Origin of the sequence: Enterococcus sp. DIV0802b (genome assembly GCF_050543535.1) — a bacterium.
GTDB lineage: Bacteria > Bacillota > Bacilli > Lactobacillales > Enterococcaceae > Enterococcus_D > Enterococcus_D entomosocium.
This window is the reverse complement of record NZ_CP172941.1, coordinates 3,407,423-3,422,910: the sequence shown is the minus strand read 5'-3', so window position 1 is coordinate 3,422,910 and position 15,488 is coordinate 3,407,423. Positions and strand designations below refer to the sequence as shown.

Sequence of the window (15,488 nt, the reverse complement as noted above, 5' to 3'; positions counted from 1 at the left end):
TTTATGACCCTTTTTACGGATAACTCATAAACAGAATTATTTATAAAAGATCTATATTTAAGATATTTTAAATATGGCCAATAAGATGGTCTCAAATATAAGACTTAATGCAAATTTTATTTAAAGGAGACTATAATGAAAACTGCAAGATTAGTTTCAGAAAATTAGGAATGAATTTAAAAATGTTTTCGGTTGTGTTTTTTATCACAATGATGCTCAGCTGAAACATTTATTTAGAAATTTATAGGAGAGTAAATAATGAAAAAGAGAGTTATAACTACTACTTTAGCTGCGGGATTTATTCTAGTGTTTGCAGCGGAAGCTCATGCGGATACAATCAATGGTCATCATGTTACACGTTTAAGTGAAAGCCGAGCAGTTGATGATAAGGGAGATAGATGGTCTAAGGACGGCAATGTCTGGTTCAATGATGAAACAAGAGAATACGGCAAGATCGTCTCCGATTCATTAGAATCAATACAAGGCTCATCATATTACCCTGAACTAAAGGAACCTGACTCAGACAAACCGAACGAATTAGTTCAAATACAAGTGCAAGATGAAGGAACATCGGTACACCAACAAATGTTAACAACAGCAGGTACCACAGAATCTAAATCAAACCAAACAAATGAATCAACAATAGAAAGTCAAACGGGAATGACTGTTGGAGCAACTGTAGAACAACCAACAACAACAGATCCGACCTTAGGAACGACAACGATCACAAAAGAAGCTGTACCAACCAAAACAGAAGCAACACAGTCCGAAGAAGATACAAGAATGGCTGGTACCACAAAGACAAGATCAAACCAAACAAATGAATCAACAGTAGAAAGTCAAACGGGAATGACTGTTGGAGCAACTGTAGAACAACCAACAACAACAGATCCGACCTTAGGAACGACAACGATCACAAAAGAAGCTGTACCAACCAAAACAGAAGCAACACAGCCCGAAGAAGATACAAGAATGGCTGGTACCACAAAGACAAGATCAAACCAAACAAATGAATCAACAATAGAAAGTCAAACGGGAATGACCGTTGAAGCAACTGTAGAACAACCAACAACAACAGATCCGACATTAGGAACGACAACGATCACAAAAGAAGCCGTACCAACCACAACAGAAGCAACAAAGTCCGAAGAAGATACAAGGATAGCCGAAACTAGTGGAAAAGGATCGAACCGAACAAATGGATCAACATCAAAAGAAAAGACAAAAACGGATGTTGTAGCGAAACCTGTTAGGTTTTTAAGTTCAGCTAAAAAAAGCGTTCCCATGAGAGCTATCAAAAAAGACACTGCTTTTTCTAATATTTTATCTAAAAACAACGGTCATACTTTCCCAAAGACTGGTGAAAGTACGCTATTTTCCAATATTTTACAAGCTGTAGGTTTTTTAGTTATAAGTGTCCTAGGTGTAGTTAGCATAAGAGTGAAGAAAACAAAGAACTAATCAATTTAATTAATTGATTTGGATAATAATTTTCTCCAAACGTCATCTGCCGGGTACGCAGAAACTGTATAGAAATCAAAATAGGCAAAGACTGAAGCTATTGTGATCAGTCTTTGTCTAGATTCTCAGTGAAAGCATAATCTTTAGGTGCCATAGAACATCAAAAATAGAAAAGGAGAATAATTTATGAAATGGTTTTTTATGATATGCACTTTAGTATTACTCAGTTTTATTTAGAAATGTATCACGTTTTTAGAGAGGGATAATGCATGTTTGGAGAAACGATTAGAGAAATACGGCTAAAAAAAGGATTTAGTCAAAAAGAAGTCTATAGAAATATTATCTCAAAATCATATGCGATTGAATTTGAGAAAGGGAAACATAATATATCTTCTGATGTCCTTATTAAGATATTAGAAAACTTGTCTATGGATATTAGCGAGTTCTTGTTTATTGCCAATGGCTATAAATTAAATGAACAAAATCATTACACTTATCATTACGCCAACCTATCTAATAAGCAAGACATAAAAGGATTAGCGTTACTTTTAAAAGAACTAGAAAGAAAATCAGGACAAATAAATGCGATCAGAGTGGCTGAGGTACGCTCGAGAATAAGAATTTTACAGCATTTAGAAGTTTATGGAGTATACAATACCGCTGTCGTTTTAGAAGAAGATAAGCAACTGATTTTGTCCTATTTAATGGGGATTGAAAGCTGGACGCTTCAAGAAATACATTTATTTGCCAATACACTAGATTTTTTAGATCACGAATTTATATTTATCTTTTTTAAAAGAGTTTCTAAACTGCTGGAGTATTATATTCAATTTGAGAAAGGCAGAGAAGTATATTGTGGTCTCCTGATTAATATTATTGAATATACATTTGTAAAAAATCAGTATGAGTTTGCAGAAGTTTTACTTACCCAATTGGGGTTGTTATCCACCAGTTTCCAAGACTTTTTTTCGAGAACGCTGTACAAATTTTTTGAAGGATTACTGATTATGAGGACAGTCAATGAGGAGCAGGGAAGAACAATGGCAACAAGAATGCTAGACATCATGGTTGAACTTGATCAAGCACCTTTATCAAAAATGTTCTCGTTATTGTTGGAGTAACATGCTGATTCCAGTGTATTAAATCTATGTTGAAGTTAGAAGCTACTAAATATAATGTTTAAGACAGCGCCATGCAAGGTGACTCATAGATAGGCGCTTTGTGTAAATATAGTTCAAAAAGTATAGGGGATTACAGAAGCAAAGGTTCAAAAAACTAAAACGTTTTTGAACTCTTTTTTTTATTGCTTATTTTCATAGGTTTATAAAAGGAAAGTGGAATTCAGCAAATCTGGAAAGTCCGAAATACCAGACCAAAATGATTCGAACAAACGAGGTTTGATAAACTATACATTGTGCTTAATGTCACAATAGTGTTCCGGCAGAACTGGTTTTCTGATGATTTACTTTGTAATCAAATCTAGGACATTGATATTGGCCATTTTTCATTTATGGATGGGATGGAGTCGATTTGTAACTGAGTTTATTTTAGTTGCTGTTCAACAAAGGGTAATGAGAGAGTGAGTAGCGACTATCATCGTCTAAGTTAGCAAACAATATAAAAAAACTATCGAAAGATAGAAGTATAAATAATTAAAATGAGAGAGGGAAGAAGTGTATGAGAGAAAGAAGGAAACAAACAAGGATCGGAAGGTATATTGAAGAGCATAAGAAAGGGTGTGTCCTAGCTCTTGCTGCACTGGGAATGATCTTTTCATTTAGTGTGGGCGCCTATGCAGCGATTGCAACGACGTTTCATTTTTTGGGGACAAAAGACGATTCCATAAGAATTGCACAAGTTTTAAGCGCTTTGGGGATAGAGATTAAAGGTCAAAAAGCCCAAATAGCACAACTAGTCCAAGAAAAAGCGGAAGCTGAAGCAGCAAAAGCAAAAGCGGAAAGTGATTTACAAGCGGCCAATGAAACAATCGAAAACGTGCAAGCCCAAAATAGTGAAGCTTCTGCTGCTGTAAGTGGTGCGAACGCCAATGTTAATAAGGTAGCGCAATATGCAAAAGATTTAGAATCTGCAAATACGAAGCTAAAGGATTATGCGAACGCAGTTGCTGCGGACGCCGGTTTAAGCGATAGCTCCATAGACGTCGATAATACCAATGATGCGTTGAGTCAAGTGGACAGTGAACTGCAAGCCGCAATTAGTAAAGCTAATGACAGCAATGGAAGTAAGGAAAAAGCGCAACAAGCTGTCGATGAAGCAAACAAAGCAAAATAGCATAGAATCTCTAAGATAGATTCGGTTTTCCCTGCAATAGTCGTGCTGCTTGAATAATTTTTTGAGTGTATAATAGAAAAACGAGTGAACATACGCTTATATTTTAGGAGCAATGTTTCCTTTCGCTGGGAACTATTTATAAAGAAAGGTATCTAGAAAATGAATCCTCTCTAGATACCTTTTTTATGTACTTAAGTAGGAAGATCGTTTTTTATGGTAGATTCAATCAAAATTGTTAAGGAAATTCTCTTGTATCAATAATCATTTTTTTACAAAATTAAAGAATTTACACCTTAGAGATTTTGGCAGTTCAAGGCTACTCGTTTATTTTCTGAACGAGTAGCTTATTTTTGTATCTATAGAATCGGATACAACTCATTGTTCACTTAAAAATCAGATTTGTGAGTATTAGAACAGCTCATCAAAAGTGAACAGAAACTTAAAAGGTTTTGATCCTTTCTAGTTACTTATTTCATAACTCCTTAAGTAATTCAATAACTAGATCAAAAAGGTATTATTTCAGAGAACAGTAGAGTATATTCCATGGATTTTTTGCCGAATGAAATATACAAATCATTATTGGCAGCTAAATATGTTGCGCAAAAATAAATTTCGGATAATGGAATGTGCATTATGAAACTATTAAAAGAGTGTTCAGAAAATGACTAGTTTCTGGACCCTCTTTTTTTATGACAATTGAAGCACGTAGCTTTCGTTTTGTGTCTATTGATATACAAAATATTGTTCATTTAAAAAGAAAGTTTATAGAAATAGAGACACTTTAATTGTTGCGGAAAGAACATATGTAACAATACGTAACTACCGTTGCGTATTTTGTATTGTTTTTTGAACAAAATTCAACAAACGTAATGAAAGATGGGATTATCATTCAACCTATCGGTAAATCAAAAAGCTCCTCTAGAAAAAAAGTGGCGAGCGCTCAGATTATTTTTGACGGATTGCTAGAAGTTGATATTGAAAGCAATCAGAAAGTACATTGTACGTGTTAAGAGAGAAGGATTCTATAGAGCTGAGTTTATTAAATCAATTGTTCAATATATTTCAAGTGGGAAAGGAAATAATAAGACTGTTGATTATTATAAATGCTAATTTATAAAAATTAAGAAAGATCATTTTAATTTATTTTCCGGAAAACGCCTAATAAATCAGCATTTACAAGTCTGTTTTTGAATTTTTTTTTATTTTGTAGTTTTTTTTTGAAAAAAAGGCATTGACCTTAAACCTGGTTTAACCCGTATATTAATTTGTGAATTAAATATTTAATAATGAACTATCTCACTTTTATGAAATGAGGAAATTATATTGAAAACAAAGAAAGAACGAAAGAAACACGCAATCCGATGGATTCTATTTACGGTAATCCTAAGTCTTGGTTTTTTTTATCAAACAGGCTATGCAGATGAGGTGAATAATTTTTCGATTCAAACGTTAGATGAGGATGGAAATGTAAATGCGCAAGGCTATTACCATTTCGACGGTCAGCCGGGAGAAAAACGTGAAGTTTCTATTAGGATTTATAATGCGTCTGATGTAGCAATTACGGTAAAAGCTGCGGTGAATCCCGCTTCCACCAATGAAAATGGTATCCCTGGTTATTTGGCAGAAGACACGTACGATGATTCATTAACGCATCGAATGGATCAATTGGTCAAGATTGACGAAGCAAAACGTACGATTCCAGCGTTAGGTTTTGTCACCATGAAAGTAGTAGTTTTATTCCCAGAAGAAGACTGGGCGGGAGACATTCTCGGAGGGATTCGGTTTATGGAAGAAGTTAAAAATATAAGCGAACAAACAGTAGTTCATGAAGTTGCGTACACCGTTGGTATTTTGTTAAACAAAAAAGACGGGGAAACAGTTGAAAATGACTTGCATTTAAAAGACATTACAACAGGACAAAGAAATTATCGAAACTTTATTGAAGCTAACATTCAAAATAGTGCAGCATCGATTGTTCGCAATATGAGTGTTGAATCTACTGTGACTGAAAAAGGGGGGAAAGCAGCGATTTATACGTACGATGTCTACGATCTTCGCATGGCGCCCAATTCTAATTTTAATTTTGGTATACCAACGGGGGAACGACCCATAAAGGCTGGGGACTATGTTCTTAAAATGAGGGTAAAAGCAGATGGGAAGGAGTATCATTTTGAAGAAAATTTCACGATTGCCGCGTCAGAAGCCCGCCAGTTAAACCAAAGTGCAGTGAATATTGATGAGAGGACGCCTTATCTATCTTATCTGATTTTAGGGGGAATTGGACTTCTTATTCTCCTGATTATTGGCAGATGGATTAGAATTAATGGGAGAAAGAAGGCTGAATCGCTCTAAAAAAATGCTGGTTTATAGTGTTCATCCAGCTGAAACCGGAAGGGGAAAAATACTAAATCAATTGAGAATAAAGGAGAATAAGAAAGCAACACGTACGAACAAAACAAAGAAAAAACAAAAAAATTGGAGGATGAACAATGAAGAAAACAACAATCACAATAGCAGCAGCACTTTTAGCGGGAAGTATGGGACTAGGTACATTAATTAGTCAGGCAGCAGAAGTAGAGTATGAGGATGCGACGAACGCAAGGACAGAGGGAACGGTGATTATTTTAGAAAATGATTCATCTAATCCGGTGATTCCAGATCCAGAAAATCCAGGAGAAGAAGTAGATCCTGAAGTACCAGTTAACCCCCACCCAGGCCGACTAAGAATCAATTATGTTTCAAACTTTGATTTTGGTAAGATTCCGAATATTTCAAGTGAAATCGTTCAAGAGGCACGATTGGACCATATATTTTCTGGTACATCAGAAGAAGGACGGGTACCATTTGTCGCAACAGAAGATCGTCGTGGGAGTGATCGATTAGGCTGGGAGCTGCAAGTTTCACAGCCTAAACAATTGAGTGATGCAAGCGGACATGAGCTGCAAGGAGCAACGATCACCTTGAGTGGTCTGCGTTATGTGAATCCCACATCAGCTACGCCCATTGCGAATCAAAACGAGATTGTATTAGGAGAAGCCGCACAAACTTTGGCAACCGCCAATGCTTCACAGGGTGCCGGTGCATGGACACTAGCTCTGGGGAATGCGAATGCAGAAGGACAGACTGATGGCGTTGTCTTACGTATTCCAGCCAATACCACAAAAAATGATACGGCTTACTCAACTGCACTAGTTTGGGAGTTGGTCGCGGATCCAACAAACGCATCTGGAGAATAAGGGGATGTCCCCTATTCTCCAGTACAGAAACCAAAGAGAAAGGGATAGTCCAATGAAAAAAGTCTTACTTGTTTTTGTGTTGAGCCTAGTTCTATCAACTCATTTTTTATTTCCCGCGATCGTTGTGGCCACTGTGATCGAAGAGTCTACGAGTGAATCTGATTACGAAGAAGAGATCCAAGAAACTAGTAATAATCAGGAGCAGCAGGGAGAAGAATCGGAGACAGAATCAGATGGATCCTCTGATCAAACAAGTGCAAAAAATCTGGAAGAGTCATCAATTGAAGATACTGTCGAGGGAGTTATTGAAGATCAATTGCAAAGAAATCAAAGATTAACTAGCATTGTCACTAGCACAATAAGTGATTGGCACATAGATGAACCAATTCTAATCGCTACTATTAATATGGAACTTACGACTGCGTTTAACGGAGTGAATCCCGGAGCGTACAATGTGGCACGTGTTTATGGAATCAGTAATCAGTTTTCAAGATTTAGTGTTCGAGCGGTTGATGCGCATGGAAATGATATCAGTGCTGCCTTTTTTACGGACATTAGGTCTGATTATGTAGATTTTCGAACGAGAGCAGATAGTTCTCCAGGAAATGGTTGGATTACTCTTGAAATTTTTGGTTTTGTTAATAAACATGCGCCTGTAGATATTATCTTTGACGGTTTAGGAGGATATTTCGATTTTGGGGAACTTACTTTCGGAATATTTGTCGTAAATATGCGTGGCGATACGGTTAGAAGAGAACCGGATGTGACATCCAGTACACGTTTAATGGCCTTGGGGGGAATACTCAATGTAACTCATATTGATGAGTCTGGAAAGGAGATAGGTGATGCTGAGTCAAATCTTGGGATGCCAGGGGCGGAATATACAACAGAGGCTTTAAATTTGGACGAATTTTATCTTCTAGAAATCAGAGGTGAAGCTTCTGGAAACTATATTTTAGGAAGAGTCATCGAAGTGACCTATGTTTATGCGAAGAGTGCATTGACAGCAGAAGTTGTGCCTCAAACAATTGATTTAGGTGGTCGATTGACGGAAAGTCAGCTTACCCAGGCCATAACCAATGTTTCGCTTAATGGAGGCTTGTTATCAAGTGATGAGTATACCCTTAATATAAATAAATCTCCAGATACGAGTATTGTCGGAACAACAACCAGTGCTTCTGTAGTATTAAACCATAACAGAACTAGTCAACAATTAATACTCGAGATACCAATTACAGTTACTTTCGGAAACGCCATAAGATTCAGTGGGTTTAATGACTATAGTGCTGGGATCTACACTTGGCATTCCGACATTGGAATTATCACTGCTCGAAGAGGAACGACAAGCACGACAGGAAATGTACACAACAATTTTTCTGGTATTTATTATAACTTTAGCATACATGATTTAGGTGATAACACGCGGCGTGTCATAGGCACTGATACGTTGACCTATTCGTATGATGTAAGAGGAACTCAAACGATTGCTTCAGCTGTTTCTGACTTTGGGAACGGTTTTGGGGAGACAAATGCTAAAGTTGGCGATATTGTCGAAGTCTATCATCGTGAACCTACACGACTCAGAAAATATGACGCCCCCCATTCTGAATCTGAAAGAGTAAATAGCTTGAATAATCGTGCATATTTTGAATTGACAAGTAATGGATACAGCCTATTGACATTTGATCGAGCACACCCAAATCCTACCACTATTCAGTTAGGAATGTCTGAAAAAGAATTGGAGGCAAACATATCAAAATATTTAGATCTTTCTGACACCAGTCATGTCTCGATTAGCGGTTTTCAAGAATATCCCGATACATCCAAAATCGGACAAGTAGTCGGAATTATTCGTGTTGAAGAACGTTTGAGTACTGGGAAATTTATTCTACGTGATTATGAAGTGCCTTTTACGGTTGAACCAGGTCGGTTGGAGCTGGCTAATGTAACGAATGGAAATTTTAATTTTGGAATCATTGAGCAATCAAGCCGCCATCAAGAGGTAGCGGCCAAGGGTGAACACGCACCAACCATTACGATTGATGATTACAGCAATACTACGCAATGGTCCATTTTTGTTTCTGCTAGTCCATTTGTGAATTCAGAAAAGCAAGTGTTGACTGGGGCAACGATGATACTCAAAGATTTAAGTGTCCAAGAAACGGTCCATACGGGGTTAACGGTTCCGTCAAAAGACATTGTATTGAGCCACACTCCGAAGTTAGTTGGGGCAATGAGCAATCCCAATGAATTATATGAAGGAGAACACGGTACAACAGAGATTCAAATTGGGGAAGTAATGAATGGATCTTTGACAGGCGTTCAATTGAGATTGCCGGCGAATACGCCAGTGGATGATGGGACGTATCGCTCAGTGATCACTTGGGAACTAGTGGGTGATCCTACGTTGGGAGGAAGCGAATGAAGAAAATACTAATCGTACTCTTTTTCAGTATAATTTCTCTTTATATGAATTATTCAAATTCTTTGCCAAGCGTAGAAGCATCTACTTATGAGAATCAAGCGGGGGTACAATTTTATCAGAGAGAAGAGACAGTAAGTTCTGAACAAAATGAATTAGATAGTCAACCATCAGAAATAGATATTCAGAAGAGTCTGCCACAAACAGGAGGAGTAATTTCTTCAATGAGCTTTTTGGGAGGCAGCGTAATCTTAATAGTTTGGTTAATAAAAAAGAAAGAAAAGACAAGTTGATTTTTTTCGGTACTATATGTTTTGGTGTTTAACAATATGAAAAAATATAATAGAAACATATAGTACCTTAATATCTTAATAATAAGCAATTAAAGTAACGTAGTAGTTTTAACATCATTTTATAAAGGAATATCTTGATAATCGAGAAATAATAGATTGCAAAAGTGTAGTGTTTAGGAAATCATTCCTACGATAAATAATACTACATACATGATGAAACTTTGGGAATGATTACTTAGAAAATGTTCATTTTAATCCCTCTGCTTTGATTGTTTTCATAGATAATGATCAGTTACAGAAGCCAAAAAAAGTAGTAGTCAATAGGCCGATTATTTTCTAAACCTCCGACGATGTACTGTGCGACTACACTGGAGTAATCGGCAGAATCTTGTATATCATCCAATAACTGATTCAAGTTATTTTCACTATAGTCGTATCTATCAACAGTTAACGCCCCACCAAAGTATATTTCACTTGATTCCGCAAGGAGATCTTTAGGAATAGTGTTATTGGGAATGTCTATAATGCCAATTTCTTCTGTTATGGTATCAAAATGATCTCCAGTAAATAATAATAAAAAATTTGTTGGATTATTTAATAAAGAAGAAATGTGTTCTTTTTTGTAAAGATCAAGAGGTTCAAATTTCGAAAAAGGAAACTCTAGATTTAGGTTTTTCTCTCCGTTTAAACAATGATTGATATGAGCAATATCCTTTATTCTTGTATTAAGTACTTTTGATACAGCATTTAATTGTTTGATCCAGTTGTCAACGGTAATAAGAGTATTGTTTAATATTTGGTTTCTTTGATCCAAATCACCATTTAAATGAAGGGTTAGATCGGTAATGGGAATTTCTAAGTTTCTAAAAAAAGTAATATCAACTAACTGTAATATAGAATGAGCATCAAAATATCTGTAGTTATTCTCTTCGTCTCTACTCAACGAAATTAGTTGTTTTTTTTCCCAAAACCGTATAGTTGAAGGTTCAATATTGAATAGATTAGCAATTTCCGTTATCGTTCTTTTTTTATTTGAGATAACAATTCCTCCTCTTTTTTGTAACTTATAGAGATATATAAGTAGTAGAACACATCATCTTCGACTTTGAAATTTGATTAAAGTAATCTTAACTTTCTAAAATACTATAAACAAATAGACCATATTCTTCAACTCTATTTAAAAGAATAGTAATGCATTATTTTAATTCTATCAACTAATCAGTCAGGACATTATGAAAGTAAAAACGCAATTCTTCTATTTTGTATAAATCACCAACTGTTGATTTTGAAGGTTTAAAAAATCAACAAATTCGTATTTTGAAATAAAGCGAAGGGTAGTATTAATGAGGTATAGATTCAAGGGGAATTAATAAGCTGTAGTAGGAAATGAATAAAGAAACTCATTTTCTATAAAAAAAGCATTGTCATTGAATTGAGCTTTCTTACCTAAGGATAAATAAAAATTTACAAATACTTAAAGGTTCTTCCAATCCACTTAGATTATAGATCTTATAGTACTTGGCATTTGGATAACGAGTGAAATTTCAGTTATTTATTAAGAGGACGATTGCTTTTTAAAAACTAGACCTCAAACCAACTTTAATGTGTATAGTTCAGCGCAACAAACAACTTGCGTTTTTCTTTTAATTTTCAAATAGGTCATTGTTCACCTGTAAAGGAAGCATCTTCTTTCAGAGGCTTTCATCTAGGGAAAAACAATAAATGAAACCGGCTTATAGTATTGATTTCATTTTGGAAAGGACGAAAATTATGATCGAAATCAGTAATCTATCTGAATATATCAAAGAATTTCAATTTGAAGAAAAGCAGTTAAAAGCACATCCGTTGATAAAAAATTATATTGAAAATCAAGTTCAAAAATTAAAAGAATTGATAGAAGCATTAACGTCCGCGAATTTTTGGATTGATATTCCAATAATTATGGGAATAGATTCTAAGTTAGTATTATTACGAGAACTCATTATCACTATTGAAGATTTTGATTTTTCAGACGAAGAAGTGTTAAAAATAGTAGAACAAGATTATCCATACTACAATAAAGAATTATGTGGATATAAATTGAATGATGTAACTAGCCATTCACTAATTTTTAAAATAAAGTGATCTGGAAAAAGAATCAAGGAAAAGTAGTCTTTTATAATATATTTTGAAGTCAGGTATGGAATCCTATGAAGACGTAATAAAATTTCTAACCGAACGATAGAGGACAGACGTGAAAAATTGCGAGAAGCTAAACGTGCTTATTGAATCCTATGCACTTACCAACTATGACACGGGAAAAGCAGAATTGGTCAAAGGTAATGCAGAAATGATCTATCTTATCATGAATCTGGGCATCTCTTCGACGTTTGGTCCACATCGGGAAGACTTTCACTAACTATCATTTAACAAAGATAGAAACTTTCATTCTTTAAATTTTGTTCTGGGGTTGTTAAAAAACAAAGAGGAACTATTATTACATAATACCAAGTATCTTATAAAAATAATGATTATTTTTGGTTGAAGGAACTCTGTCCTTGCTTGAAAAGTATTTACTATAGAATACATTATTACTACAATAGATGAGATATAAAAATAGGTGGTTAAAAAAATACCACGATGGAGTTGGCAGATGAAAAAGAAAATTTTTTCCTACATATCTTTGGCAAGTTTAATAGTACCTTCTTTTTTTGTTCCCATTGTGAATGTTCGATCAGATGAGCAACAAGAAAGTGTAGCACAAGCAACTAATGAAGAATCTGAAAATATGAGTAATTCGATTACAACGCTGGATTCTTCAACAACGCAAAGTGAATCTTCTGATACTTCGACAGAAGATAATAATGAATCCACGGAAGAAACAACAACGCAAAGCTCTTCTAACAACGCAAAATATTCTGGCGAAGATCAGGGGAATAGCCAAGTTGAAAATGAGACGACAAGTCAAAGTTCTGCAAATCCATCTGAGGTCGCAGTAAATAATGATCAAGAAGATTTTGCAGCTTGGCTTCCGGATCCAGCACTACAATCCGTAGTTGCTAAATCTTTAGGTATAGATGTGTCCGAAATCACGAAGGAACAGATGAGCAAACTTCAGACTCTCTATATCTACGCTGCAGATTCCGCTATTGCTGATTTGACAGGCTTGGAATATGCAACAAATCTATCATCATTTTATATGAGCGGCCAAAATCAGGTTACTGACTTTTCCGTTCTCACTTCGTTAAATAACTTAGTTTATGTATATTTGATGGGTGCTAATGTAACGGATGATAATGTACCAAACTTTGGTGCCAATTTAACTAGATTAAATCTTAGTTCCGCAAATGTAACCGATGCTGTATTTTCAAAAATAGTTAATATGAAAGGACTAGAGTCGCTAAGTTTCGAGTCCAATATGAATATTACGACAATTGCACCTCTGGTTGCATTACCAAATCTAACAGAATTAAGAATACAGTTCTGTGGCGTGACAGATTTTACTGTGATAAATGAGTTTCCCAAATTATCAAACTTAGCTGCTTATGGCCAAAACACAGGAAGAAATGATGCGATTACTTCATTATCTGCAAAAGAGTTAAATTACGATCCCGATAATCAATCATTTTTTGTTCCATTTTCCATTATGCCTAATCGTTTAACAAATTTTGATGGATATCAGCCTCCTTTTACAAAATCGAATAGTACTAGTCAGACGTACTTTGATTTGAATGGTGTACAGGTACCCTCCTCAAGATTAAGTATTACAGAAGATGGGATTACTGTATCTGGGGTTACTCAAAGTGAATTTGAAAGTATCGAAACAATGGAGTATAACGCACGACTGAATAATCCTGCCGGATCCTATGCTCAACCAGATGGATATAGTTTTTACGCCATTTCTTCAGGAACCTATTTGCACCAATTTTCGATCAATCATCAAGAAGCCGCTGCAGATGTTACGGTGAGTTATATTGATACTGAAGGGAATGAATTGAAGCCTTCTCAAAAAATTAGCGGTAATATTGGTGAATCTTTTGATGCAACAACGCCAGAGTATAAGTTAGAAATAGACGGGTATACTATAAAAGAAGTTCAAGGTAATCCGACGGGAACCTTCAGTGATACAGCGCAAGAAGTGGTGTACGTATATGAACGCAGCGATGCAGCACCAGTCACGGTGAAATATCAAGATTCCGAAGGGAATCAGTTGGCAGACCCAACGGTATTAAGCGGAAAAGTAGGGTTACCATATACAATCGAAGCCAAAGAGATCCCAGGGTGGTATGTAGTAGAAACCCCAGATAATGCTTCAGGCACCTTCAGTGACACAGCGCAAGAAGTGGTGTACGTATATGAACGCAGCGATGCAGCACCAGTCACAGTGAAATATCAAGATTCCGAAGGGAATCAGTTGGCAGACCCAACGGTATTAAGCGGAAAAGTAGGGTTACCATATACAAGCGAAGCCAAAGAAATCCCAGGGTGGTATGTAGTAGAAACCCCAGATAATGCTTCCGGCACCTTCAGTGATACAGCGCAAGAAGTGGTGTACGTATATGAACGCAGCGATGCAGCACCAGTCACAGTGAAATATCAAGATTCCGAAGGGAATCAGTTGGCAGACCCAACGGTATTAAGCGGAAAAGTAGGGTTACCATACACAAGTGAAGCCAAAGAGATCCCTAGTTGGTACGTGGTAGAAACCCCAGATAATGCTTCAGGCACCTTCAGTGATACAGGGCAAGAAGTGGTGTACGTATATGAACGCAGCGATGCAGCACCAGTCACGGTGAAATATCAAGATTCCGAAGGGAATCAGTTGGCAGATCCAACGGTATTAAGCGGAAAAGTAGGGTTACCATATACAAGCGAAGCCAAAGAGATCCCAGGGTGGTATGTAGCACAAACACCGACAAATACTTCAGGCACCTTCAGTGACACAGCGCAAGAAGTGGTGTACGTATATGAACGCAGCGATGCAGCACCAGTCACGGTGAAATATCAAGATTCCGAAGGGAATCAGTTGGCAGACCCAACGGTATTAAGCGGAAAAGTAGGGTTACCATATACAAGCGAAGCCAAAGAAATCCCAGGGTGGTATGTAGTAGAAACCCCAGATAATGCTTCAGGCACCTTCAGTGACACAGCGCAAGAAGTGGTGTACGTATATGAACGCAGCGATGCAGCACCAGTCACGGTGAAATATCAAGATTCCGAAGGGAATCAGTTGGCAGACCCAACGGTATTAAGCGGAAAAGTAGGGTTACCATATACAAGCGAAGCCAAAGAAATCCCAGGGTGGTATGTAGTAGAAACCCCAGATAATGCTTCCGGCACCTTCAGTGATACAGGGCAAGAAGTGGTGTACGTGTACGAACGCAGCGATGCAGCACCAGTCACGGTGAAATATCAAGATTCCGAAGGGAATCAGTTGGCAGACCCAACGGTATTAAGCGGAAAAGTAGGGTTACCATATACAAGCGAAGCCAAAGAGATCCCAGGGTGGTATGTAGTAGAAACCCCAGATAATGCTTCAGGCACCTTCAGTGATACAGGACAAGAAGTGGTGTACGTATATAACACTAAAGCGCATAATCCTAAGAACAATGGTAATTCAAATAATCATTTACCAAAAACTGGACAACAGATTAAAGGACAACTGATTTTAAGTAGTGTCGGAGCTTTGTTAGTCACACTCGTATTTGTAGCAATTAAAAAACGTAAAAGAAGTAATCGATAAGAGGAAGAAAGAGTGTTCAGAAAATGATCGTTTCTGGACACTCTTTTTGAATCAAATTTCTA

The 15,488-nt window shown here is 36.5% G+C and carries 11 protein-coding genes; 10 read left to right on the top strand and 1 reads right to left on the bottom strand.

Annotated features, from left to right (window positions below; genetic code table 11):
- The first annotated feature begins 258 nt into the window (after positions 1-258).
- From IGJ12_RS16030 to IGJ12_RS16000, 7 genes are all read left to right on the top strand, one after another.
- Positions 259-1,461, top strand: coding sequence for a hypothetical protein (locus tag IGJ12_RS16030; RefSeq protein ID WP_430619194.1), 1,203 nt, complete (start codon positions 259-261; stop codon positions 1,459-1,461).
- A 269-nt stretch (positions 1,462-1,730) separates the two neighbouring features.
- On the top strand, positions 1,731-2,582 hold the full coding sequence (locus IGJ12_RS16025) for a helix-turn-helix domain-containing protein (protein ID WP_016612623.1): 852 nt from the start codon (positions 1,731-1,733) through the stop codon (positions 2,580-2,582).
- 556 nt (positions 2,583-3,138) lie between these two features.
- On the top strand, positions 3,139-3,753 hold the full coding sequence (locus IGJ12_RS16020) for a hypothetical protein (protein ID WP_008381639.1): 615 nt from the start codon (positions 3,139-3,141) through the stop codon (positions 3,751-3,753).
- Positions 3,754-5,076: 1,323 nt separating this feature from the next.
- Positions 5,077-6,105: a DUF916 and DUF3324 domain-containing protein gene (locus tag IGJ12_RS16015; RefSeq protein ID WP_086298853.1), complete on the top strand. Its 1,029-nt coding sequence runs from the start codon at positions 5,077-5,079 to the stop codon at positions 6,103-6,105.
- Between the two features lie 137 nt (positions 6,106-6,242).
- Positions 6,243-6,989 carry a WxL domain-containing protein gene (locus tag IGJ12_RS16010; RefSeq protein WP_016612620.1) on the top strand — a complete coding sequence of 249 codons (747 nt, stop codon included), beginning with the start codon at positions 6,243-6,245 and terminating at the stop codon, positions 6,987-6,989.
- A 52-nt stretch (positions 6,990-7,041) separates the two neighbouring features.
- Positions 7,042-9,414: a WxL domain-containing protein gene (locus IGJ12_RS16005; RefSeq protein ID WP_223347137.1), complete on the top strand. Its 2,373-nt coding sequence runs from the start codon at positions 7,042-7,044 to the stop codon at positions 9,412-9,414.
- Positions 9,411-9,704: an LPXTG cell wall anchor domain-containing protein gene (locus IGJ12_RS16000; RefSeq protein ID WP_016612618.1), complete on the top strand. Its 294-nt coding sequence runs from the start codon at positions 9,411-9,413 to the stop codon at positions 9,702-9,704. Before IGJ12_RS16005 ends, IGJ12_RS16000 begins: the two co-directional genes overlap by 4 nt.
- Before the next feature lie 292 nt (positions 9,705-9,996).
- On the opposite strand, the gene IGJ12_RS15995 is transcribed toward IGJ12_RS16000, so the two are convergent.
- Complete coding sequence (locus IGJ12_RS15995) at positions 9,997-10,713, bottom strand: MerR family transcriptional regulator (RefSeq protein WP_086372438.1); 717 nt, start codon at positions 10,711-10,713, stop codon at positions 9,997-9,999.
- Positions 10,714-11,474: 761 nt separating this feature from the next.
- On the opposite strand from IGJ12_RS15995, the gene IGJ12_RS15990 reads away from it, so the two are divergent.
- The 3 genes from IGJ12_RS15990 to IGJ12_RS15980 all read left to right on the top strand — a co-directional run bounded on the left by IGJ12_RS15990 (position 11,475) and on the right by IGJ12_RS15980 (position 15,426).
- The gene (locus IGJ12_RS15990) at positions 11,475-11,828 is read left to right on the top strand and encodes a DUF7006 family protein (RefSeq protein ID WP_008381652.1); all 354 of its coding nucleotides are present in this window, start codon (positions 11,475-11,477) and stop codon (positions 11,826-11,828) included.
- Between the two features lie 109 nt (positions 11,829-11,937).
- Positions 11,938-12,102, top strand: a complete 165-nt coding sequence (locus IGJ12_RS15985) for an N-acetylmuramoyl-L-alanine amidase (RefSeq protein ID WP_223347136.1) — start codon at positions 11,938-11,940, stop codon at positions 12,100-12,102.
- A 234-nt stretch (positions 12,103-12,336) separates the two neighbouring features.
- Positions 12,337-15,426 (top strand): MucBP domain-containing protein, encoded by a 3,090-nt coding sequence (locus tag IGJ12_RS15980; protein WP_430619193.1) that lies wholly within the window; start codon positions 12,337-12,339, stop codon positions 15,424-15,426.
- Positions 15,427-15,488: the final 62 nt, after the last annotated feature.

What these genes read in the sequence shown, in the direction of transcription:
- IGJ12_RS16005 (WP_223347137.1), top strand. Translation starts at nt 7,042, where the DNA reads ATGAAAAAAGTCTTACTTGTTTTTGTGTTGAGCCTAGTTCTATCAACT.
- IGJ12_RS16000 (WP_016612618.1), top strand. Translation starts at nt 9,411, where the DNA reads ATGAAGAAAATACTAATCGTACTCTTTTTCAGTATAATTTCTCTTTAT.
- IGJ12_RS16020 (WP_008381639.1), top strand. Translation starts at nt 3,139, where the DNA reads ATGAGAGAAAGAAGGAAACAAACAAGGATCGGAAGGTATATTGAAGAG.
- IGJ12_RS15990 (WP_008381652.1), top strand. Translation starts at nt 11,475, where the DNA reads ATGATCGAAATCAGTAATCTATCTGAATATATCAAAGAATTTCAATTT.
- IGJ12_RS16025 (WP_016612623.1), top strand. Translation starts at nt 1,731, where the DNA reads ATGTTTGGAGAAACGATTAGAGAAATACGGCTAAAAAAAGGATTTAGT.
- IGJ12_RS16010 (WP_016612620.1), top strand. Translation starts at nt 6,243, where the DNA reads ATGAAGAAAACAACAATCACAATAGCAGCAGCACTTTTAGCGGGAAGT.
- IGJ12_RS16030 (WP_430619194.1), top strand. Translation starts at nt 259, where the DNA reads ATGAAAAAGAGAGTTATAACTACTACTTTAGCTGCGGGATTTATTCTA.
- IGJ12_RS15980 (WP_430619193.1), top strand. Translation starts at nt 12,337, where the DNA reads ATGAAAAAGAAAATTTTTTCCTACATATCTTTGGCAAGTTTAATAGTA.